Here is a 23,239-nt window from a genome sequence, read left to right on the forward strand (position 1 = left end):
CTCCAAATAAGCCGGAAAGGCTGCTGAATATGGCTGTTCTATCATTAAGAATGCAGAAGATTATTATTCTGTGGTCGTTTCTGATTATTCCTTTACTGCTGCTAGGTGTATTCACTTATTACCCTGCATTCAGTTTAATTACGATAAGCTTCACAGATTGGAATGGTATTTCATCTGTCAAAACAGGAGTCGGCTTAGATAACTATATTCGGGTGTTTAGTGATCCCAAATATTTCGAAATCTTTAGTCATAACCTCATCTACTTTTTTGTAGGCTTTGTACAAATCGGATTGTCTCTTTATTTCGCAGTCATTCTAAACAGTAAGCTTCGTGGAAGAAATATCTTTCGTGCGATTCTGTTCTCGCCATATATCATTAATAGCGTAGCTATCGCTTTCATGTTTACCTTCCTGTTGAACAATGAAGTCGGTGCTCTGAACGTCGTGCTGAAGGAGATCGGTCTTGGGTCTTTAGCCATGAATTGGCTGAGTGATCCGAAGATTATCAACTATACGCTGGCTTTTATGTCAACGTGGAAGTACATGGGTTTTATGATGGTCATTATTATAGGAGCCCTTCAATCGATACCTAATGATATTTATGAGGCAGCAAGCATTGACGGAGCAAACGGATTTCAGGCCTTCCGCTTCATTACACTGCCTAGCCTAAGAAGAATATTGGAATTATGCTTTTTCCTCAATTTGAACGGAGCCTTATCGGCCTTTGAATTTCCGTTTGTCATTTTTCCATCCGGCTCGCCGCTTGGTATGAGTGATACCTTCGTAACGAATACACTGCTGACCTCTTTCCGCTATAGTGATTTCGGTCTAGCTTCGGCAATGGGAGTTCTGCTAATGATTATTACCATCATTCTAGTTCTTGCTCAAAGATGGCTGTTCTTCGGGAGGGATGAGAAATGATTCGTACGCTCAAATATATCAGTCTGTTCATTGCAGCAGTCTGCATCCTGTTCCCGCCCTACATCGTGATTGTTGCGGCGTTCAAGACTCCTACAGAGTTTGCCTTATCTGCAGGATATGCACTTCCAGGCAGCTTCTTCAACTTTGATAATTTTGCAAATGTTTTGCAAAAGGGTAAGTTCCTGCGTTCTTACTTTAATATTTCGTATATTATTATTCTCTCTCTCGCAGGAAATATTTTGTTAGGCACGATGGTAGCTTATGCACTTGGCAGATTCCAATTCAAATTAAAGTCTTTGATTCTAGGTGCATATGCAGGTGCACTTGTCATACCTGGAATCACAACGCAGGTAGCGACCTTCGGAATTATTAAAAACTTGGGTTTGTTTAATACTCACTATTCTATGGTACTTCTATCACTAGGCGCTGATGTAGTGCAAATCTATATTTATTTGCAATTTATTAAGAATATCCCTTATGAGCTGGATGAGAGTGCTTATTTGGAAGGAGCATCCTTGTTCCGAATTTATCGATCGATTATATTTCCGCTCCTGACGCCAGCAACAGCGACAATTCTGATCTTGCGCACGATCAGTATTTATAATGATCTGTATTCACCCTATTTATATATGCCGTCACAGAGTTTAGGCGTTGTGACGACTGAGCTGATGAGGTTCTCGAACAGTTATGGCTCGTCTTGGACGATGCAGTCTGCTGCTATTATTCTCGTAGCGATTCCGATGGTTATCTTTTATTTGGTTCTGCAGAAATATATTTTTTCAGGTGTCGTTAATGGAGCCGTGAAATAAGAAGGGGAAATGATCATGAAAACTAGAGTGTTGACCAAATATGCAAACAATCCAATCATGTCACCTGAACTAATGCCACAAGAGGTATTGTATACGTTTAATCCGGGGGCAATCAAATTTAAAAACGAATACATCATGATGATGGACGTGACGACTTTGGATGACATTCATCGCATTTGGATCGCCAGAAGCCATGATGGGTATAAGTTTACCCCAGATCCTGAGCCAGTCAATTGGCCTGCTCCTGATCCGGATCATCCAGAAACCTGCACATATGATCCGCGGATTACACAAATAAGCGATAACGAATTTATTATTTTATACGCCAGTGATTTATCACAAAACGATGTGAGAATCGGCATATTGCGTACTTCTGATTTTGTCCATTTCGAACGTGTTTGTACAGGGAGCGAGCTTGGCAATCGGAACGGCGTGTTATTCCCTGAGAAGCGGGATAATCTTTATTTACGTTTCGATCGCCCATTCGGAAATGAATTGAACCCCTCCTATATGTGGGTCAGTTATTCTCCAGACCTTGTATTTTGGGGGAAAAGCAAACCACTTTCCTATGAAGGCAAGCCATTCCGGGACGGATACAAAATGGGAGCAGGAGCTGTTCCAATTAAGACCGACAAAGGCTGGCTTGAGATTTACCATACCGTATCGCAGACTTGCAATGGCTTTATTTACCGGCTCAAAGCTTGTTTGCTCGATCTTGAAGATCCTTCACTCGTCATTGGCTATACAAGGGACTATATATTATGGCCGGAACATGACTACGAAATGAAAGGTAGAGTCGCGAACGTCGTATTTACTTGCAATGCGATCGTTGAGGATGATGGTACGGTCAAGATTTACTACGGAGCAGCGGATACGAATATTGGACTTGCAGAGGGACGTCTGGATGACATCATCTCAGCCTGCGTTTAATTTGGAGACACAATTGCATCCCTATATAGCCGCCGCTGATCATCCAATAGGAGCGATTATCATATGTCCTGGTGGTGCTTATGGGGGCTTAGCAGAATATGAGGGTGAGCCCATAGCTCTTTGGCTGAACACATTAGGCATTTCTGCCTTTGTTCTGAAATACCGCGTCTCACCACATAAGCATCCAGCTGCGTTATATGATGTGCAGCAAGCAATCCGGCTTGTTCGAGAACAAGCCGGGAGTTGGAATATAGATCCTAATCGTGTAGGCGTTCTCGGTTTCTCGGCAGGTGGACATCTAGCGTCAATGGCAGCTACTCAATTTGATATGCGAATACCTGAAGATGACGAGGCTGTAAGACAGACAAGTTGTCGTCCGGATTTAATTATTGCTTGTTATCCTGTTATCAGTTTTGGCGAATACCGTAACGAGCCTTCGATGATTAATCTGCTCGGAGATAGTCCTAGTGAAGAGTTGCTGAGGCAATTATCCTCTGAACTGCAGGTCACAAATCAGACCCCACCAGCCTTTCTATGGCATACGGCTGACGACAAGGCTGTTCCCGTAGAGAACAGCTTGTTGTTTGCGCTCGCGCTTAGTAAACATAAGGTTCCATTTGATTTGCACATTTACGAGAGTGGCCCGCACGGAATGGGATTAGCGACTGAGAATGACCATGTTGGAGCTTGGAAATCCTCATGCGTGGAGTGGTTGAAAATTAGGAAGTTCATTCCGTCAGATCAGAAGAAAACATAATCATAATAATGGCTACCAAAGTCAGGAGACGAATTCGTATGTTTAAGAGAGTGAACAAAATTCCTTATGATCAGGTGTCTATTCATGATGCTTTTTGGTCCGAAAGAATGGTTAGTATGCGTGAGCATACACTGCCGCATTTATGGGATAAATTCAGGGAAGACGGTTTTTTTCGCAACTTTGATAGAGCTTCTGGCAGCTTGGAGAGTGCCTATGAAGGGGCGATTTTCAACGATGGCATATTTTATACGATGCTGGAAGGAGCCTGCTGGATCTATAAGGAGAGTCAATCTCCTGACGTTCTAGCTTTGATAGACGAAGTAGTTGACAAAATTATCGCGATGCAGCAGCCGGACGGTTATTTGAATTCTTATATCATAACGGTTGATCCAGAACAACGATGGAGCGATTTGCTATTCGGACATGAGCTTTATACGGCTGGCACTTTTTTCGAGGCGTCTGTTGCACACTTTGAAGCAACCGGCAGTAAAAAATTGTTAACAGCGGCTTGCAGGTTTGCGGATTTAATTGATGCGACCTTTGGCGTTGATAAACGGCTTGTTTATGAAGGGCACGAAGAGATAGAGCTTGGCCTAATTAAATTATTCGAGCTCACAGGCGAACGAAGATATAAGCAGCTGGCGGAGTTCTTTATTGAGATGAGAGGCAATTCCGAAGCTGAAGAACAAATGTATAACGGATGGTCGGCACTGGAAGGCGTTCCTCGTGAAAGAGGAGCACTTCCATTCAGAGAGTACGGCATAGCCAAGTATATGCAGGCACATTTGCCTGTTAAAGAACAAGATACGATAGAAGGCCATGCGGTGAGAGCAGCCTATTTGTATGCTGCTGTAACGGATATTGCTGGAATGAACAATGACGCGGAGTATGCAGAAGCTTTACAACGCTTGTGGTCGAATATGGTTAATAAGAGAATGTACCTTACAGGCGGAATTGGGGATAACGTCTGGCGGTGGGAAGGATTCTCCACAGACTATAACCTGCCGAATGACGAAGCTTATTGTGAAACCTGCGCTTCGATCGGTTTGGTGTTCTGGAGCAGCCGAATGAATTTGCTGTTTGCCGATGCGCAGTATGCGGATGTATTGGAGAGGGTTCTTTATAATGCGCTTTTGGCAGGAATCTCTTTGGATGGAAAAGCGTTTTTTTACACGAATCCACTTGAGAACGAAGGAACTCATCGACGCCAGCCTACATTTAGCTGCGCCTGCTGTCCGCCTAATTTGACCCGATTTATTCCCAAAATGGGAGAGTATATTTACGGACAGAAGGACAACGAATGTTATGTGAATTTATATATCGGCAGTGAGACGAAACTAATCTTTGAAGGTAATATAGTAGAACTGATGCAGGAGACGCAATATCCTTGGAATGGTAAGACAACGCTTACTATAAATCCTGATTCCCCAACTGCATTTAATTTAAATCTACGTATACCGAGCTGGTGCGATCAAGCGGAAATTCGAGTGAATGGCAAGCCAATTCCCCTAACAACGACTAAGGGTTATGCGAAATTAGATCGACAATGGCATAAAGGTGACATCGTCGAACTCTTGCTAGAGATGAAGGTTAAACGGGTGGAATCACATCCCAATGTCGAGAGCAACCGCGAGAAAACAGCTCTAGTGCGAGGCCCGCTTGTATATTGCTTAGAGGGTGTTGACCATGGTCATGATGTAAGAGATCTGGCTTTGACTCGAAATTCTGAGTTCAGAGCGGAACATGTTTCCGATTTTCTCGGCGGGGTGACTGTCATAAGAGGATCTGGAAGTGTTATCAGAAAAGCAGAATCCACGCATAGGGAGCAATTCTGGCAGACGCGGTTGTATGCAGAGATGGAGAGCTGCGAATGGCAGGAGGAAGCGGTGGACATTCAGGCCATACCTTACTATGCTTGGGCTAATCGTGAGCCTGGAAGCATGGCCGTTTGGATTAATGACACGCTGAAATGGACGAAAGCGGGTAGAAGGGAGTCATAACAATGACTTCATTAGGATTCAATGAAACTGCTGTTGTCAATTACCACTAGCTTAAATTGAAGTGCTTTTTGAATGGTCCACATTGAACCTTGGTATCAACCGAGGCTTGATGTGGATTTTTACGATGGAATGGTGAAGTAGGAACGGATATATATTTATCTTTTGATAAGGATAGTGAACAAGGTTTTTCCATATGCGAAATAAAATGCAGCTAACCTCAGAAGGAGGAAAGCTGCATTTTTCTGTTTAGCTGTTAGTGGTGTTTGTATCTTGTGGAATTGCGATTGGTAACTGTTCATAGAAGTGCAGTGCTGCTGGCTATTGATCGTGTCGAGCTTCTTCATGACGATAAGTTTTCCAGCCCATATACTTGCCGAACGCTTCCTCCATTGGATCAGCAACGCTTGACATACTGGATGATACATGGTGTTCAAAGCCATTTTCGCAAATATAACGAAGCAGCTTCTGGAATTTCGGTACTTGGATAACACCGTAACCTCCGAACGTCAGCAGTGGATCACGCGTAAACTGTCCTTCGCCCGTATAGACTGCAATTCCGCCGTTCAAATCATCAGTTGCAATGCCACAGTACGTGAAGGGACTTGCTTTAATTCGTCCTTGTATCGTACCAAGCGTATTTTCTCTGCCCACCGTACCTGATAGGATCTCATGGTAATCCATATGAATTTCTTCGAACACCTCCTTAGGCAAATTACTGCAGTGGAATACTACGCCTTTGTTCGGATCTTCCCCATAATTGTTGTTCCAGTCCAGCAATGCGCTTGGTCTGCCTGATGCCTGCTGCAGCGCGTACATACCGACAAGACCTGTAATGTCTACTTCACAAGCGCTTGGAATCAAGCTGCTGCTGAGCATACTCATAATGGTACAAGGTACTACACCGAAATACTCTTCCATGGACGTCCAGCATTGCAGCGCCGTTCCTGACAGGTCGTTATCGTCCATCCATTCCTCAACGACAACGCCGAGAGATGCCATACGAATCAAATTAGCCTGTGGAAATCCCTTCACATCGACATAAGCTGCGATTTCTTCTAGCTTACGTTTCACCGCGGGGTCACTTTCTTTGCGTTTGCCTGCTCGTCCGAATACTTCTGATAGATCCAAAGTCTCAATCGTAATACCAGAACGCTCTAGCAGCTTCTCACTGTAACGGACAGTATTGAACGAGGCTGGCCGGGCACCAATAGAACCGAGGCGAGCATTGCGCAGCGACTGGACAACACGGCAGGTTGCTGCGAAGCGGCGCAAATCGATTCGGAAGCTTTCGCTACTCGGGTCTACGGTATGCAGAGTGGTCAATGTGAACGGAATGCCGTACTGCTTGAGGTTATTACAGACCGACATTTTACCACAGAAGCTGTCGCGTCGATCTTGAATGCCCATTAAAGTGATATTGTCACTGAAGGCATGGACAAGGATAGGGACGTTTAAACCTGAATAACGTATCGTGTTCGCGACAGCTTTCTCATCACCAAAGTTAGGCAATGTTATGAGGATGCCATCGATATGATCACGGTTAGCTTTGAATAAATTTCCACACATTTTGGCATCGTCCAAAGTCATAACCGCACCGTTCTTGGTTTCATTAATGTCCAGTATGACAACATCGATTCCTTCTTCTTCCAGCACCCGCAGTATTTCCACACGTCCCGTGTCACAGAGGTGACCAGGGAAAAATCCGCGATTGCCTACAATAACCCCGAGTCTCGTTCGCTTTGCTTCTTTCCTTGCCATCGCTTGTATCCTCCTAGGGGGTGGCCCCATTATTAATGGTTATTTTTTGTTTGTTTATCTGCCGGCCCTGTCCATATGCCTTCTTGTTCTCTCCAATACCAGCCTTTTAAAGGCCTACCGATAGGAAGCTGCTCCCATCCCGAATGAATTCGGTTCTGAACCGTTTCCCATGGCTGGATACCGCCTGTCGCACCAAGGTGTTCTACGCTGAAGGCCCCGACAGCAACGGCGCCGGTCAACGTAGCTTCTGGTCCAAGCTGAAGCAGCAGACCTTGTATGAAACCAGCAATTGTACAGTCTCCGGCACCGGTCGTACCTATGACAGTCGTACGAAAGCAAGGTGCCCATAGCTCACGGTTTCGCCATTCTTCATGGATTTCCATGGTCAATTGGTTTATAGAATTTAGCTGAAGTTGAGGGGAGCTGCGCATGTATAATCCTGATGCGCCTAGCTTGAGAATGACCATGCCGCAGCCCATTTGGAGAAGCACATCAGCAAGTTCCTGAATTGTTTCCTCAGGCACTACCTCGCATAAATCTCCACCGCGCTGAAGGTATTTTTCATACTGGTCATGATTAATCATCATTAATATTTCTTCCAGACTGGGCATGAAAACATCGACATAAGGAAGACATTTAGTTAATATACCAATCCAATCAGCTGAGAAAGCGGCCGTTCCTTTGCCTGGCATCGCCATATCCAGAGAAACGCTCATGCCTTTCACTTTGGCCGTTCGCAGCATGCTAGACAATTGATCGCCGCCATCGGCGTACATGCTTTTCATTAATGGGGGATAACCGAAATGAAAATGGCGAGCCCCACTTACTTTGTCCCAAGCGATATCCTGCTCGGAGAATGTGTCGTTTGTTCCAGGGCAATGCAGGAAAATACGATCTATTCCTGGGGGGTTGACGACTAGCGTATAGGAGCTCGTTTCTCCTGTTACTTGAGCAATGTCATCAGCAAGAGAGGCATTAACTTCTCGAAGCAGATTAAGTGTCATGCTTCCGAAAAAATCATCACTGACTTTCCCGATGAGATTGACGTTCGTCCCAAGCTGATGCAAGGCAATACCTGTATTCGACACAGCCCCGCCTGTGCAATAGGCTGCTTCGCCGACCTCTATAAGAGTGCCTGGTGTCAGATGGATGTTGCTGGGCTCTGCAGCTAGGAACGTTGGTATTATATCTACCGAGATATGTCCGCACACGATGACGTCTGCCTTCTTGATAGGCTCCTTATTGCGTGACATATTTCCTCCAGTAAGCAACTGATTCCTGATGATCAGGAATGATGTCGAATTCGGATGACCATGCTTCACGATGATAAATTTCAAATATCAGCTCCGCTTCAGTGGCACCGGAAGCTTCAAGGGCTTCAATGACTTTATTCGCGTGAATAATACCTATTTCGTTATATGCGCTCGTGAATGGCCAATGTCGGCTGTGACCAGCCTCTGTTTGCTGGAGGTGGATTATAGGTGACTCGCTGCCCAGTTCACGAATCCATCGATACGGGTCGCGATCGTTAGGGTGCGGGGCATGGCCGGGATCAAGGCAAAGCTTAAAAGGAAGACCTGCGCCATCGTTCAACCTGGCGAGCAGTTCTCTCGTTTCCTCAACGGTATTGGCAAACTCACGAGGAATGGACATGGGCTCGAATATCATGCAGTTCATGCCGAGATCACGACAGAACCAGCTGAGCTCCTGCCAGTATTTGATGCCTTCAGTTGTTCTTTCTTCTCTGCATGCAGGGTCATCGAAATCATTAAAGGTAAGAATACCGGGGTGCCCGCCTGTCATTTTAGCCCCCATCCTTGAGGAAATAACAGCAAATTTTTTGAACCAATCAAGCCATGCCTTACGCTGTTTGGCATCGGGGTGCATGAAATGATTAACTCTAGTGAATGAACTGAGGAAGCTGCTTGTTATGGAAAGCCCATATTTATCTGCATTCTCAATGATTTGCTCCGTCTGCTCCTCAATGATGTCATCAGGAAGATAGACGTTAAGGAGGTCTGCGACAAATTGGACATATTTAAGACCCATTTCTTCGGCAACAATCCGTGTCCATACTTGGGGTTCAGGGTACTTATTATTCGCAAAACCCATATTAATACCTAATTTCAAATCAAGAGTCATAGTAAGCGATCTCCTTTATTGTTCATCTACATTAACGTTAATGTTAACGTTAATGTAGATAATATAAGTTAAACTGAAAGCGATGTCAACGGTTTTTTTGCTTGTAGTAGCTAATAGTAAATGATCGATACCTTGCCGTGGCTAATGGAAAACGAGGGAGAGAGAAGTAGGATCGAAATAGGAAGCTAAAAGTACCTAGTCCAACAAAAATGAGGCGACCCCAGTCAGTAAGTTGACTTTTGGGCAGCCTCATTTGAAGGAGTATTATGCAATTACACCAGAATGGATCTAGTACTTTCGCGGATTACAAGCTTTGTATCCATTACTTCATGGTAGTGCAGCTCGGAATTTTGTTTATGTATTCGTTTCATCAATATTTCAAAAGCTTTACGAGATGTTTTTCCCTTAGAGTTGCTTATACTCGTTAATGGAAAGGGAATGAAAAACCGTGATTGTATATTATCAAAACCGACAACGCTAATGTTCTCAGGAACCTTGATACTATTTTTTTCTAGGGTGAAAATGGATTCCCAAGCCATCATATCGTTAAAAGCGAATATTGCGGTAAAGTGGAGCTTCGATTTGATGACTGCATGGAGTTCATTGCGGGGACCGCCAGAGATATTAGAGACCTCTCGAATAAGCTTATCATTAACGGGAACTCCCCACTCTATTAGTGCCCGTTTGTAACCAAGCAGCCGTTCGCGTGCACTTGAGATCGTATGATGTGCATTCAGGAACAGGATATTTTTGTGACCTTGTTCCAATAGATGCAAGGTAGCCAAATATCCACCTTTCTCATCATCACTAACGACATAATCCATCGTTTCATTCTCCAAATGGCGTCCAAGCAGGACGAAGGGAGTACCCATGCGTTGAAGAATATCCATATTATTGTCATTTCCTTGTGAGGGGCAAATAATGATACCATCTACATTCTTGGACAAAGCGGACAAAATGGCTTTCTTCTCGGCATCTTGATCCTCATAGGAATTTAAAATAATTGTTGTATAGTCCTGCATTCTAGCTGCTTTCTCAATTTCCTTCAACGCGATTGAGAAGTGGGGATTCGAAACATCAGCCACGATTACAGCAATTGTTTTAGTCATACCCGAACGAAGTGAGCCAGCTAATGTATTGCCGATATAGCCGAGCTCTTGAGCTTTCTCTTGAATAAGCTTGATTGTAGATGCAGAGATATCCTCTTTATTTTTAAGCGCTCGAGAAACGGTGTTGACTGTAAATCCAGTCTGTTCAGCAATATCCTTTAGTGTGGTTGCTTTGGCGCTTTTTCGTTCATTCTTTTTTTCCATTTCATCATTCCTTAGTCCGCGATTCGGAGGCTCGTCATTATATGCTTTAAATACTAGTGACACATAGCCTAGTTGTCAACATAACCACTGCTTTCAAAATCCTATATGGGTTCGTTTCTAAATTTGACAATTCCGTATTGCTAGTAGAAAATGTACTCTGCAATGAGAATGTAACAGTTAGGTAGAATGGAGTTGGCGGAAATGAACAGAGCAACCCTCAAAGGTTGGTTGAAAGGAATCAAATTACAATCCATCCGGGCAAAGATGATGATGGGTTTGTTTCTTGTCGTGATCCCGTTAATCGGATTTTTGATTTACATGAATGTTTATGCTATTGATGTCGTACGTAATCAGGTTGCTGCAACCAACAAGGACCTATTATCTTTATATCGAGACCAAGTCGACAGCAGGCTGCTTGAGGCAGACAATTATTTGATTGGACTAATGTTCAGCAGTGACCTGTCAGATTTTGAGTTTACGCCAAGTCCAGAGGAGCGAGTATTTGCAACGCGGCGAATTTCAGATAACCTTTCTAACTCGATCCTTCGTTTTCCCGTGCTGGACGGTTTTTTTGTTTATTTGCCATTTGAAGATCAGTATCTATATTCCTTTAATGATCGGTCCACACTGATAGATCGTATGTATGTCAAATCACATATTGCAGACGGCATAAGCAAAAGCAGGGACCTACAAAAAAAATATCAGCATAAATGGTACATCCAGAGAAACGGCGACCAGATTTATCTTGTACGCTTTTTTGTGTTGAGCAATTCTTCTGTTGTTGGTGCGTGGATTAATGTCGAGTCTTTTCAAACGCCATTGGATCTTCTTGGTATAGGCAAGAAAGGAGCTGCTTTATTAAGTGATATGGGAGGAAACGCAATTGTCAATCGAAATTTCGTGCGCGACAACGGTGTGGAAATCAAGTTAGCTGCGGATACCTACTATTTGACAGGACAGCGAACTCGATTCTTAGCAGTTGGTGAACCTTCACACGAAGGAGATTTCAGTTTATATGCGTTTATTCCAGAAAATCAAATCCTTGAGCATTTGCCTACGCTTAAGGTTATCACGTATTCGCTGCCGTTTGGCGCGGTCATCATTCTTCTAGTTGGTTTGATTCTGCTGCGAAAGACGTTGCTGCTTCCGCTTAATCGATTGATTAAAGCTATGAACCGGATTCAACAGGGTAATTTGGAGACACAAATTAAGCAATATCAGACATCTTCGGAGTTCCAGATGGTAAATGATACGTTTAATAATATGATGGAGCAAATCAAGAACCTGCGAATCAGTGTTTACGAGGAACAGTTGAATAAACAGAAAGCGGAGCTTCAGCACTTGCAATTGCAAATTAACCCTCATTTTTTCATCAATACGCTGAACATGATGCATTTGCTGGCTCGAACCAAGGATGTTGCACGCATGGAGGAAATGTCGCTCTGTTTAGTTCGCTATTTTCGCTACATGTTTCAAAGCAATTTGAGCTTTGTATTGCTGAAGGATGAGCTCCAGCATGTACGAAATTATTTGCGGATTCAGGAGCTGCGGTTCCCTGAGCAGTTTACCTATGATATCCAAGCACCGGAATTTCTTTTGCACACCCCTGTGCCACCACTTATTATTCACACGTTTGTGGAGAATGCAATCAAGTATGCTGTTACGCTTGATGAACCAGCGGGGATATTCGTACAACTGGAGATGCATGAAGCTCCTCAATCGGGATTGTATATCGAGATTCGAGACACAGGACCAGGGTTCAAATCAGACATAATAGAAAGCCTCAAGCGAGATGAACGGATCGTGGATGAGGATGGAGAGCATATTGGAATTTGGAATGTGAAACAACGGTTGCGGCTTCTCTATAAGGACCAAGCTGAAGTTAACTTGCAAAATGCAGATCCACGTGGTGCTATCGTAAGCATTACACTGCCTTTTGCAACCAGTTCTCGTAACGACACAAGATAACGGAGGAATAACGTAATGTTGACACTGATCATCGTGGATGACGAAAAGCTGCTTACAGACTCGCTACAATCGGATATGGATTGGGAGTCGCTTGGTTTTGGTTCTGTATATAAAGCATATAATTCCCGTCAGGCCAAGGAAGTGTTCGAGCGAGAGCGGATAGACTTAATGCTATGTGATATTGAAATGCCGCAGGGAAGTGGATTAGAGCTGCTTGCATGGGTTAGAGAAAAGTATCCACATACGGAAACGGTATTTATGACTTGCCATGCACAATTTAAGCTTGCACAGCGGGCTATGCAGCTCGGAAGTTTTGATTACTTGTTGAAACCAATTCCTAACGAGGAGTTGCATAGCGTTGTAAGCAAAGTCGCTGAAAAAATTTCGAAAGACAACGAGGACAAGCAATACAGCCGTATAGGGCAATTCTGGTCCCGACATCAGCCGCTGCTTGCCGAACGGTTATGGATCGACATCCTTAATCATACCATACCTTCGAACCTTGACATGATAAAGCGTGAAGCGCTGGAAAGAGGTATTCCATTCGATGAGAAGCTGCAGTTTCTTCCCGTTCTTATCATCGTCAAGCGGTACCATAAAGCTTTCACTCCTAGAGATGAGAAGGTTTTAGAATATGCTTTGAAAAATAGTGGAAATGAAATGCTGGGTATAGATGGTAATGGATTGCTGTTCGCCATTGCGGAGCGAGAGCTTCTAGCACTTATTCCAATCGAGCATGATGCCGCGGTACTGCGAGAGGAGCTCCGAGAGCGCGCAAAACCGTTCATCACTTCTTCGGCAGACTATTTTTACTGCGATATTGCTATTTACATCGGAAGCGAGGTTTATGGTCATGAGCTAAATGGGATGGTACAGAGGTTGCTGGAATGGGATAAAAGCAACATCGCGCTTGCAACCGAAGTGTTTATGTACGGAAGTAAAAGACAATCGCAAGGGACGATATCCCTTCCTGACATTCATCTATGGTCTGTGATGCTGAAAGAACGAAGAGGAGATCAAGTAATGAACGAAGCGGAGGCGTTCCTGAGAGGCAATATAGACCTTTTGGATGAGGAAATGCTACATATGTTCCATCATAACTTCCTGCAGATGATATTTTATGTTTTGAAACTTGACGGAATCGATGCGCATCTATTGTTCAATAATGAAACCTCCGCCGCACTGTTCCGACAGGCTCTTCGATCGGTGCCAGACATGATGAATTGGACGAAGCATATCGTCAGCCGTTCGATGGAATACATCGAAAATTCACAGCAATCGCAATCTATCATGCATAAAATAGAGCAATTTATAAGTGGGCGGCTGGATGCGGAGAATCTTTCAAGAGAAGATGTAGCCGCTCACATGTTTTTGAATCCTGATTATCTAGATCGACTTCTGAAAAAGGAGGTAGGCTGCTCGATTACTGAGTTTATTGTAAACAAGCGGATGCGTCTTGCGCAGGATTTGCTGTTAAAGACGAATCTGCCAGTAGGAACGATAGCTGCTCAGTCCGGGTATGTGAACTTGGCTCATTTCTCACGAAGGTTTAAACGTTACGCGGGAACAAGTCCTCATGAATTTCGAAAAGCGAACGTAGCGAGTGAAAAGCGCTAAAGCATTCGAACTAGAAAAAGAGATAAAGTCGATTTGGTGCAAATAGAATGTCGAAATCGGAGTAGTGGACGTAACCAGGAGCCCGTAGAATGAAGACAGGTTCGAAATGGATTCGAGCCAATGAAACAAAATATGGGGGATGAAAATGAAAAAAAAGATGGGTTGGACAAGTCTACTGTTAGCTTTGATACTCACATTGTCAGCTTGTTCTGGATCTGGTTCGAATAAGGATAACGGGGCCGTCAACAGCGATTCGAACGGGGAGTCCTCAGAAGGCTCTGAGAAGCCTTATGAAGTTGTATACGCGTATCCGACATTTGACAATGTACCTGTGGACATTCAACTGGTGCAGGATGAAATTAATGAAATTTCCAAAGCCAAAATCAATGTAACGGTTAAACTGATGCCGATCAGCAACAGCGCATATGGTAATCAGATTAATCTAATGATGTCGAGCGGCGAGAAGATGGATATGTTCGCGATGCTAGGCAATTACAATACGCAAGTATCAAAGGGAATGCTGCATCCAATCGGTGACATTATGGAAGAAAATGCACAGGGTATTATAGATGCACTAGGACCGGATTACTACAACGCGACCAAAGTAGACGGCGTGAGCTTCGGTGTGCCAAGTATTCGGGACTTGGCTCAGGATTACGGCTTTGTGATGCGCAAGGATCTGGCGGATAAATACAGCATCGACTTCAGCCAGATCAAAACCTTTGACGATTACGGAAAGCTGTTTCAGGTTCTTAAATCGAATGAGCCGGACATGGTAAGCGCAGCGAATGCGTCTGGTGGATCTATTCTGGGCACTTACCGGACTTATGATCAGCTAGGCAACGAACTTGGCGTGCTGCTTAATAATGGTCTTGACGATCTGAAGGTTGTTAACTGGTTCGCATCAGATGAATATGAGAATATGGTGCGCAAGCTGAGAGAATGGTATCTTGACGGCTATCTGCTGAAGGATGCCGCAACAACGCCCGAGTCAACTCAAGCTGTATTAAAATCCGGTAAAGCGGCAGGATACTTCTCGCAAATGAAGCCAGGCTTCGAATCCCAGGAAGGTCGTATTGTTGGACAAGATATGGTAGCTGTTCGTACGGTGAGTCCTGTGGCGAAGACGGATACAGTAACGAATGTCGCTTTAGGTGTATCAGCGAAGTCCGAGAACCCAGAAAAAACGCTGCAATTTCTGAATTTGATGTATACCGATAAAGAAATTGTAAACTTAATAGACTGGGGCATTGAAGGCAAGCATTATGTGAAAGCTGATGGACAGGATATTGTCATACGTTATCCAGAGGGAGTTACAGGTGATAATGTCAGCTACAAAAACTACGGTTGGATGCACGGTAATCAGTTCCTGTCCTATGTCTTTGAAGGCGATGAGCCTGATGTTTACGTCAACATGGATACATTTAATAAATCAGCCTCTAAATCGAAGGCACTCGGCTTCACTTTTAACGGTGATCCTGTAAAGAATGAAATCGCAGCAAGCAACGCTGTGCTTGACCAATACAAAAGAGTGCTGGAGAGCGGTGCTGTAGATGTTGACAAGGTTCTTCCTGAATTTTTGAAAAAACTAACAGGTGCGGGAATCGATAAGATCATCGCGGAAAAGCAAAACCAATTGGACAAATGGGCGGCTTCGAATAGCGCCGAATAAGGTTTGGAAGCGATCCAACCGGGACAGCTGACGGTTGGATCGCTTTTTCATACGGCATACGTTTTAGAAGGGAATGAACAGGAATGGGTCTGAATACAAGCAGAAGATGGAACAGGTTTATGAAGTACTCTCCGCTGACGCTGCTAATGCTTCCGGGGCTTGCTTACTTGCTCATCAACAATTATATGCCTATGTTCGGTATGTTTATCGCGTTCAAGAACATTAATTATTCGAAAGGAATATTAGGCAGCGATTGGATCGGCTTTAAAAACTTCGAGTATCTGTTCAAAACGAGCGATGCCTTCATTATCACGAGAAATACGATTTTGTACAACGCGACTTTCATTATCATCGGTACGATTCTAGCAATTGTGTTCGCCATTCTGCTAAATGAAGTAAGGAAAAAAGTATTGTCCCGCTTCTATCAAAGTGTGATCGTGCTGCCACATTTAATCTCGTTCGTTGTGGTTGGTTATCTGGCTTACGCTGCGTTTAGCATGGAAACGGGCTTTATGAACAAAACGATTCTGCCATTGCTTGGGATCGAAGAGATCTCCTGGTATACAGAGCCAAAGTATTGGCCCTACATTTTGACGCTGGTGCATCTATGGAAATCCATTGGCTTCTCTTGTATTATCTACCTTGCGTCGATTATTAGCATTGACTCTGAATACTACGAGGCTGCAACGTTGGATGGGGCTAACAAATGGCAGCAGATTCGCGCAATCACGATCCCGCTTATCACACCTGTTATCGTAATGCTGACGCTGCTAGGGATTGGCCGAATTTTCTATTCCGACTTTGGTTTGTTCTATCAAGTACCTATGAATACGGGCATGATTGCAGATACTACGAATGTTATAGACACCTACGTATACAAAGGTCTTATGATATCAGGTGATATCGGGATGGCTTCCGCCGCTGGCGTGTATCAGTCTATTGTAGGATTTGTTCTAGTCCTTCTGGCGAATTATGTTGTTCGTAAAATTAATCGCGAGAACGCATTGTTCTAAATACGAATGGAGCTGAACATACGATGGCATTGGAAAACAAAGGGCTTAATTGGATCGCAAACTTGGTTCTATCCCTTTTTGCGGCTGCGTGCTTAATTCCTTTTGCGCTGCTGATTATTGCTTCACTTAGTAGCGAATCAAGTATCATCCAGAACGGCTATACCTTTTTTCCTAGTGAATTCAGCTTGTCGGCGTACGATTATCTCTGGGGACATTCGATTGAGTTGGGGCGCGCGTACGGGATTACAATCTTAATCACGGTCGTCGGAACGGCGGTTAGTCTGGCGATTACATCCGCGCTGGCATATCCTCTATCGCGCAGGGACATGCCTTTGAGAAATTTTTGGACGTTTGTCGTATTTTTCACCATGCTTTTTAATGGTGGGCTGGTACCGACTTATTTGGTTTACACACAGCTTTTTGATATCAAGAACACCATTTTTGGCTTGCTGATCCCCGGCTTGCTAATGAATGGATTCAACGTATTGCTCGTTCGAACGTTTTTCTTGACCTCTATTCCTCCTGCCTTAATCGAAGCGGCGAATATTGATGGTGCTGGCGAGATCAAAACATTTTACAAGATTGTACTCCCATTGTCGTTGCCCATAATGGCAACAATTGGCTTGTTTCAAGCGATAAGTTACTGGAATGATTGGTTTAACGGCTTAATTTATTTGACCGATTCGAGGCTGTTCGGCATCCAGACGATTCTTACGAAGATGATTACAGACATTCAGTTTCTGACGAGCAGCAGTAATGCGGCTGGCAGTGCCAGTCATGCAGCTGCTGAATTGCCCAGTACTTCTGTACGGATGGCGATTGCAGCGATCGGGGTGCTGCCTATTCTCATTGCATATCCGTTCTTTCAAAAGTATTTCGTCAAAGGGATCACCATTGGGGCTGTGAAATAATGGCGCATATGTAGGCGATGACAACAAACAGAAGGGATTGAATACCATGAAGTTTGAAAATCCTATATTAAGCGGATGTTATCCGGATCCGAGCATATGCAGGGTCGGTGATGATTATTATTTGGTTAACAGTTCATTCACTTATTATCCGGGTATCCCGATTTTTCACAGCCAAGACTTAATTAATTGGTCGCAAATTGGTCATGTGTTAACGAGTGAAAGACAGCTTCCGTTATCGAGCAAGAAATCAGGCTCAGGCACGTTGAATAGCTTTACTGGTATCTATGCACCTACGATTCGTTATGGTAATGGAAGATTTTATGTCATATCGACGAATGTGGAGCATTCGGGTAACTTTATGGTATGGTCAGAAAATCCAGAAGGGCCATGGTCAGATCCTATCTATCTGGATTGGAGCGGGATTGATCCGTCGTTATTGTTCGATCGCGACGGCAAGGTATACCTTACAGGTACGGGAAGTAATAATGATGAGGTTTCTGGCATTTATCAAGCCGAATTTAACCCCGATACAGGGGCTGTGCTGACGGAACGGAGAATGATATGGGAAGGAACGGGCGGCAGTTTTCCTGAAGGTCCTCACTTGTACCGGATTCATGACCGTTATTATCTAGTCATTGCAGAAGGAGGCACTGAATTTGGACATATGGTCACGGTAGCCAGAAGCGAAAATCCCTATGGGCCTTTCGAGTCTTGCCCCTACAATCCAGTTATGACTCATCGCAGTATCAAAAGCCCGATTCAGGCAACTGGACATGCTGATTTAGTTGAAACCCAAGATGGAAGCTGGTGGGCTGTGTTCCTTGGAATCAGGCCGCAAGGATACCCGTTTTATCATCATCTCGGAAGAGAAACGTATTTAACGCATGTTCGTTGGACAGAAGAAGGCTGGCCGATTTTCGGAGATAATGGTCAGGTAAGCTTAGAGATGGAGGGTCCGACTTTTTTCGAAGGCTATAGGGAGGACCTGCTCCGATTCGGACGTGATGATTTTGAGTCTAGCCAACTAGGTCTGCATTGGAATAGCCTAAGAAATCCCCCTCAAGGCTCATTCTCGCTTGAACACAAGCCAAGTTGGTTAGAGCTAACTGGTACGGATAAAGGATTGGACGATTCGGGCAACCTGACATTTGTCGGCCGTAGGCAGCAGGATTTGGAATGCCACGTATCTGTAAGGATGGATTTCGAACCTGTTAAAGATGGGGAAGAGGCGGGACTTACCGCGTATATGAATGAAAAAGCTCATTATGAAATCGCGGTTACTCGAAACCGTGGGACGAAAACCATTCTGTTTCGCCGCCGTATCGGATCTTTATGGAAGGTTGAACGGGAAGACACCTTGAATACCGATTCAGTCGTTCTTAGTATTCGAGCTAATGCGATAACGTACTCCTTTTCTTATACGTTAGATAACGGTGAAGAAGTCGCAATAGGCAGTGGCGAATGCTTCTATCTCTCATCTGAAGTAGCCGGCGGTTTCACCGGCGTATACTTCGGCATGTATGCTACAGGTAACGGAGAACCTTGTCAGACGCCTGCTTTATATGATTATTTCGATTATTTAAGGCTGAATACCAATGAGTAGCCGCGTTGAAAATGGTGACAATCATTAAGATTTCTTATATTGTCCTACAGTACTGACCACCCTTCAGGGTGGTTTTTTGCTTATTCATTTAGCTCAATCTATAAATTAGCGGTTGAACTTTTCAACTTGTGAAACGTAGATTTGTAAATTTTTCGTCATAACGTAAGCGTCAACAACGAGTAACTTGATGAAAAGTGCTGATTGTTTAACGCTTAATGCGAAATAGCCATTAGTAATCATAATCCTGATAAATAGGCGGGAGACTATTGGGTACGTCGTTATGACATGAACGTTCAGCGGACGCTGTCGCTAGTTTCTTTATTTATTCAAGTATGTTTCCTGCAGTGTAAACATAGTCGGAAAAATGCTAGTGAAGTCGGAACTTTGTCATTGTTTCGTTGTTTGTAAATAAGCTATAATCAAAAATTAAAATAAGCGCAAGGGGGCTCGTTATGAGACCATCGCATCGACAATGGCAATTTTCCATTTTTAAGCGCTTAATCATTGCCTTTATCATTGCAACGATTCCGATTTATATGTTGGCAGGCATCTTATACAGCTGGGCAACGGGCATGCTTAGACAGGATATCGTAAATTCGGCTGAAACGCAGTCCGAGAATTACATTAGGGAATTGAACAGTACTTTCAAGCGTTTTAATTCCCTGCAATACGACATGATGAACGACATGTATTTGGTTCAGCTCGTTAATGCTTATGATATTTTGGAATCGTATCGAAAAATTGAACTGATTAATTTTCTCCGTGCGAAGCTTGTCTCGATTCGAAATAGCAGCGACTTGATCTTTGATGTCCGGCTGTATTTGTCACCAATCGATGTGGAAATATCGGCAGTTGACGGGTATGGCGCACTCAAGGAAAATGCGGTTCCAACAGAGAAGCTGGTAAATCCTTATAATGTGATCTCCTACAAAAACAAGCTGCTTATTGTTGCCTTTCCACTTGATAGCGTACTCAGCGGGACACCGGAACTGGTTGTCGAAATCGAATTGCGAGCTACCGAGCTGAAGCGAAGCCTTAAGGCTGCAGCAGAACGTGAGTTTACGGGTGCAATGGTACTCGGTCTAAGCAGCAGCTCTGAGAAGATCATAGCTGTCAAAAAAACGGAGCTGTCTCCATTAATGGAACAAAGCTACACATCGAACGAAGCTACGGAACAGTTAACGGAGTCTTCTTTCGCTGATAAGGCTGAAGATTATATTTACATGCGCTCAGTTGAACCTGAAAGCGGTATTTACTTGGATCATTTTTTGTACAAGCCTACTATGTTTCGATCTGTCATTCCGTATATTCAATGGTTTTGGCTGTTCTTTACTGCCACTATTATTATGGTAGGTTTTTATCTATTGTATATTAACCGTGCAATAAACAAACCTTTGGTTAAAATTGTACGCGCATTCAAACGGGTAGAGGAAGGGAATCTGGATTTAAATATTCGACATGACAAGGATGATGAGTTTGGTTTTTTGTATGAACGTTTTAATGAGATGCTTATTAAACTCCAAATTTCGATTGATGAGGTGTACAACCAGCAAATCCATCGGCAAAATGCGGAGCTGAAGCAGCTGCAATCGCAAATCAATCCTCATTTTCTCTATAATTGCCTGTTCAGTATTATTCGATTAATCAAGATGCAAAAAGAGGATGAAGCGGTGCAGTTTACTAATCAGCTCGCCAAGTATTTTCAGTTCATTACTCGCAATACAAGAGATACGGTCCCTTTAGAGAATGAAGCTGCACATGCTCGAAATTATGTCATGCTACAGCTAACACGTTTCTCGGATAGGGTGACCATTGATTTTGGGGAAATTCCAGAGAAGCTGAAGTCAATATCCGTACCACGCCTGATCATTCAGCCGCTTGTCGAGAATGCATTTGTCCATGGGCTTGAAAATGTGACAGAGGGCGGTCTGCTGCGTGTCTCTTTTACTGAAGAGTCGGGTAAAGCGATTATTGTGGTCGAAGACAATGGGGAAGCAAGTGAGGAAGGTCTGGTGAAGCTGGAGGCATTATTGTCAGAGGTACAAGAAGTTGCGGAAGTCACAGGAACCTTAAATGTACACAGAAGATTGAAATACAGCTACGGACCCGAAAGCGGTCTACAGGTGGAAAGAAGCGAGCTTGGCGGATTAAAGGTTAAAATGATTATTGAATGGGACGGAGAGATGGCGCATGTACCGGATGCTGATCGTAGATGATGAAAAGCTGCTGCTCGATGGCTTATATGAATTGTTTTTAGAGTCTGAGGGGCATCAGCTTGAACTTTATAAAGCCTCCAGCGCCATAGAGGCATTGGCCGTAATGTCACAGAATAGAATCGATATATTAATGTCAGACATCAAAATGCCTAAAATGACAGGTTTGGAGCTAGGAGACCGGGTAAAGCAAAGTTGGCCGGAATGCAAACTGATTTTCCTGACGGGCTTTGACGAGTTTGATTATGTGCATCACGCCATAAACAACGGTGCTCAAAATTATATATTGAAATCGGAAGGTGACGAAGCGATCGTACAGGCTGTTCGCCTTGCGGTAGCGGAGCTTGATAAGCATATGGCAGTTGAAACACTGCTTAAGCAGGCGCGGGAAACGCAGCGACAGCAGGCTGTTCATCATCGCTCCTTGATGCTTTCTGACGTGCTTAATGGACTTCAACCTTTTGAAAAACTTTCTCAAGCAACAAAGGATATGTTCGGAATCAGGCTAATCGCTAATAGACCGCTCACTATGGTTGCTGCGCGGCTGGATTTGGCGTCAAGTGCCTTGCGGTTTTCTGAGAAAGAGCTGATGCTAACTGCGCTACATTCAGTTTGTGTTCGGTATTTATCAGGCTATGTAAATATGATGGATGTCGTTTATAATCGGGAATATTATGTATTGTTCCTGCAGGTGCAAGATCATACAATCCCTCATCCCGAGGGAATAAGGACATTTTTGCAAGGCTCGCTCGAAACGATTCAACAAACGGTGGAAAAATCAACGGGACGTACCGTTTCCTTTGCGTACACAGCTAGCCCAGTCGAGTTTGATGAGGTACCGAGGCAATTCACCACTCTGAAAGCGCTGCTCTCACAATATTACGCAGAGAAGCAGATTATCGTTACTGACAAAAATTTGTCGTTTAATGCTCAATCGAATGATGAGGAAGTACGCGGATTCATTGAGGTTTTCCACAAAAAAGCAAATGCGCTTGACCTCTATCTAGAAACAGGCAAGCGTGAGGAAGTACAAGCCATCGTCAAGGAGCTGGGCTCTTATTCAGGCTGGCCTGCCATCGATGATATACGATATATAGAGATGTATTACGCAGTTGCGCTGCGTTTTTTAACTGCGGCTAACAAATACGGTATGGATCGCGACTCACTTGTGGGGCCGCATATCGCCAAGCTGCTTCATCCTGCAGCTTTTCTTGAACGCAGAGAGGGTATCGTTTTGCTTGAACATATGATTAATGTTTTTGAGAGTTATCATGATGCGCAATCCTCTCGCTTGCGTGGCGATGTGCTTGGAACGGTTCTAAAGCACATTGAGATGCATTTGGATGGTGATCTGTCCATGACACACTTGGCGGAGCTGGTGTATTTGAATCCCGATTATTTATCCCGATTATTTAAGCAAGCTAAAGGTATAACGATTAGTGAATACATTGCTGTTCTGAAAGTTCAAAGAGCCAAAGAGCTGCTCTCTGAGCCCCAACTGCGTATACAGGACATCGCAAAGTCGCTTGGCTTTACGTCAGCCGGATATTTCAGCCGCTTCTTTAAGAAAGAAACGGGTCAAACGCCGCAGGAGTTTCGGACAAAGGGGTGAA

17 protein-coding genes are annotated in these 23,239 nt (G+C 43.9%); 13 read left to right on the plus strand and 4 right to left on the minus strand.

Annotated features, from left to right (window positions below):
• Positions 1–29: 29 nt before the first annotated feature.
• From FGT79_RS00585 to FGT79_RS00605, 5 genes are read left to right on the plus strand one after another with little or no spacing between them, the layout of a single operon-like run.
• On the plus strand, positions 30–920 hold the full coding sequence (locus tag FGT79_RS00585) for a carbohydrate ABC transporter permease (RefSeq protein ID WP_138750858.1): 891 nt from the start codon (positions 30–32) through the stop codon (positions 918–920).
• Positions 917–1,729, plus strand: coding sequence for a carbohydrate ABC transporter permease (locus FGT79_RS00590; RefSeq protein WP_138750859.1), 813 nt, complete (start codon positions 917–919; stop codon positions 1,727–1,729). The genes FGT79_RS00585 and FGT79_RS00590 overlap by 4 nt, the downstream gene beginning before the upstream one ends.
• Positions 1,730–1,744: 15 nt before the next feature.
• Positions 1,745–2,659, plus strand: coding sequence for a glycoside hydrolase family 130 protein (locus tag FGT79_RS00595; protein ID WP_171056027.1), 915 nt, complete (start codon positions 1,745–1,747; stop codon positions 2,657–2,659).
• On the plus strand, positions 2,634–3,416 hold the full coding sequence (locus tag FGT79_RS00600) for an alpha/beta hydrolase (protein ID WP_138750861.1): 783 nt from the start codon (positions 2,634–2,636) through the stop codon (positions 3,414–3,416). The genes FGT79_RS00595 and FGT79_RS00600 overlap by 26 nt, the downstream gene beginning before the upstream one ends.
• A 38-nt stretch (positions 3,417–3,454) precedes the next feature.
• Positions 3,455–5,416 carry a glycoside hydrolase family 127 protein gene (locus tag FGT79_RS00605; protein ID WP_171056028.1) on the plus strand — a complete coding sequence of 654 codons (1,962 nt, stop codon included), beginning with the start codon at positions 3,455–3,457 and terminating at the stop codon, positions 5,414–5,416.
• Positions 5,417–5,734: 318 nt separating this feature from the next.
• On the opposite strand, the gene FGT79_RS00610 is transcribed toward FGT79_RS00605, so the two are convergent.
• From FGT79_RS00610 to FGT79_RS00625, 4 genes are all read right to left on the minus strand, one after another.
• Positions 5,735–7,174, minus strand: a complete 1,440-nt coding sequence (locus FGT79_RS00610) for an L-fucose/L-arabinose isomerase family protein (RefSeq protein ID WP_138750863.1) — start codon at positions 7,172–7,174, stop codon at positions 5,735–5,737.
• A 32-nt stretch (positions 7,175–7,206) separates the two neighbouring features.
• The gene (locus FGT79_RS00615; RefSeq protein ID WP_138750864.1) at positions 7,207–8,427 is read right to left on the minus strand and encodes a carbohydrate kinase family protein; all 1,221 of its coding nucleotides are present in this window, start codon (positions 8,425–8,427) and stop codon (positions 7,207–7,209) included.
• Positions 8,414–9,316, minus strand: a complete 903-nt coding sequence (locus tag FGT79_RS00620; protein ID WP_138750865.1) for a sugar phosphate isomerase/epimerase family protein — start codon at positions 9,314–9,316, stop codon at positions 8,414–8,416. The genes FGT79_RS00615 and FGT79_RS00620 overlap by 14 nt, the downstream gene beginning before the upstream one ends.
• 272 nt (positions 9,317–9,588) lie before the next feature.
• Complete coding sequence (locus FGT79_RS00625; RefSeq protein WP_138750866.1) at positions 9,589–10,629, minus strand: LacI family DNA-binding transcriptional regulator; 1,041 nt, start codon at positions 10,627–10,629, stop codon at positions 9,589–9,591.
• Between the two features lie 201 nt (positions 10,630–10,830).
• Between FGT79_RS00625 and FGT79_RS00630 the strand changes: the two genes are divergently transcribed.
• The 8 genes from FGT79_RS00630 to FGT79_RS00665 all read left to right on the plus strand — a co-directional run bounded on the left by FGT79_RS00630 (position 10,831) and on the right by FGT79_RS00665 (position 23,238).
• Positions 10,831–12,597, plus strand: coding sequence for a sensor histidine kinase (locus tag FGT79_RS00630; protein WP_138750867.1), 1,767 nt, complete (start codon positions 10,831–10,833; stop codon positions 12,595–12,597).
• 15 nt (positions 12,598–12,612) lie between these two features.
• Positions 12,613–14,214: a response regulator gene (locus FGT79_RS00635; protein WP_138750868.1), complete on the plus strand. Its 1,602-nt coding sequence runs from the start codon at positions 12,613–12,615 to the stop codon at positions 14,212–14,214.
• Between the two features lie 145 nt (positions 14,215–14,359).
• Positions 14,360–15,886: an ABC transporter substrate-binding protein gene (locus FGT79_RS00640; protein ID WP_138750869.1), complete on the plus strand. Its 1,527-nt coding sequence runs from the start codon at positions 14,360–14,362 to the stop codon at positions 15,884–15,886.
• Between the two features lie 83 nt (positions 15,887–15,969).
• The gene (locus FGT79_RS00645) at positions 15,970–16,899 is read left to right on the plus strand and encodes an ABC transporter permease (protein ID WP_138750870.1); all 930 of its coding nucleotides are present in this window, start codon (positions 15,970–15,972) and stop codon (positions 16,897–16,899) included.
• A gap of 23 nt (positions 16,900–16,922) precedes the next feature.
• A complete protein-coding gene (locus FGT79_RS00650) occupies positions 16,923–17,810 on the plus strand; it encodes a carbohydrate ABC transporter permease (RefSeq protein ID WP_138750871.1) in 888 nt (295 codons plus the stop codon).
• 46 nt (positions 17,811–17,856) lie between these two features.
• Positions 17,857–19,413: a glycoside hydrolase family 43 protein gene (locus FGT79_RS00655; RefSeq protein WP_138750872.1), complete on the plus strand. Its 1,557-nt coding sequence runs from the start codon at positions 17,857–17,859 to the stop codon at positions 19,411–19,413.
• Positions 19,414–19,865: 452 nt separating this feature from the next.
• The gene (locus FGT79_RS00660) at positions 19,866–21,629 is read left to right on the plus strand and encodes a sensor histidine kinase (protein WP_138750873.1); all 1,764 of its coding nucleotides are present in this window, start codon (positions 19,866–19,868) and stop codon (positions 21,627–21,629) included.
• Positions 21,604–23,238: a response regulator gene (locus FGT79_RS00665; RefSeq protein ID WP_138750874.1), complete on the plus strand. Its 1,635-nt coding sequence runs from the start codon at positions 21,604–21,606 to the stop codon at positions 23,236–23,238. The genes FGT79_RS00660 and FGT79_RS00665 overlap by 26 nt, the downstream gene beginning before the upstream one ends.
• Position 23,239 lies beyond the last annotated feature (1 nt).

It is taken from the genome of Paenibacillus sinopodophylli (assembly GCF_005930355.1).
Classification (GTDB): Bacteria; Bacillota; Bacilli; order Paenibacillales; family Paenibacillaceae; genus Pristimantibacillus; species Pristimantibacillus sinopodophylli.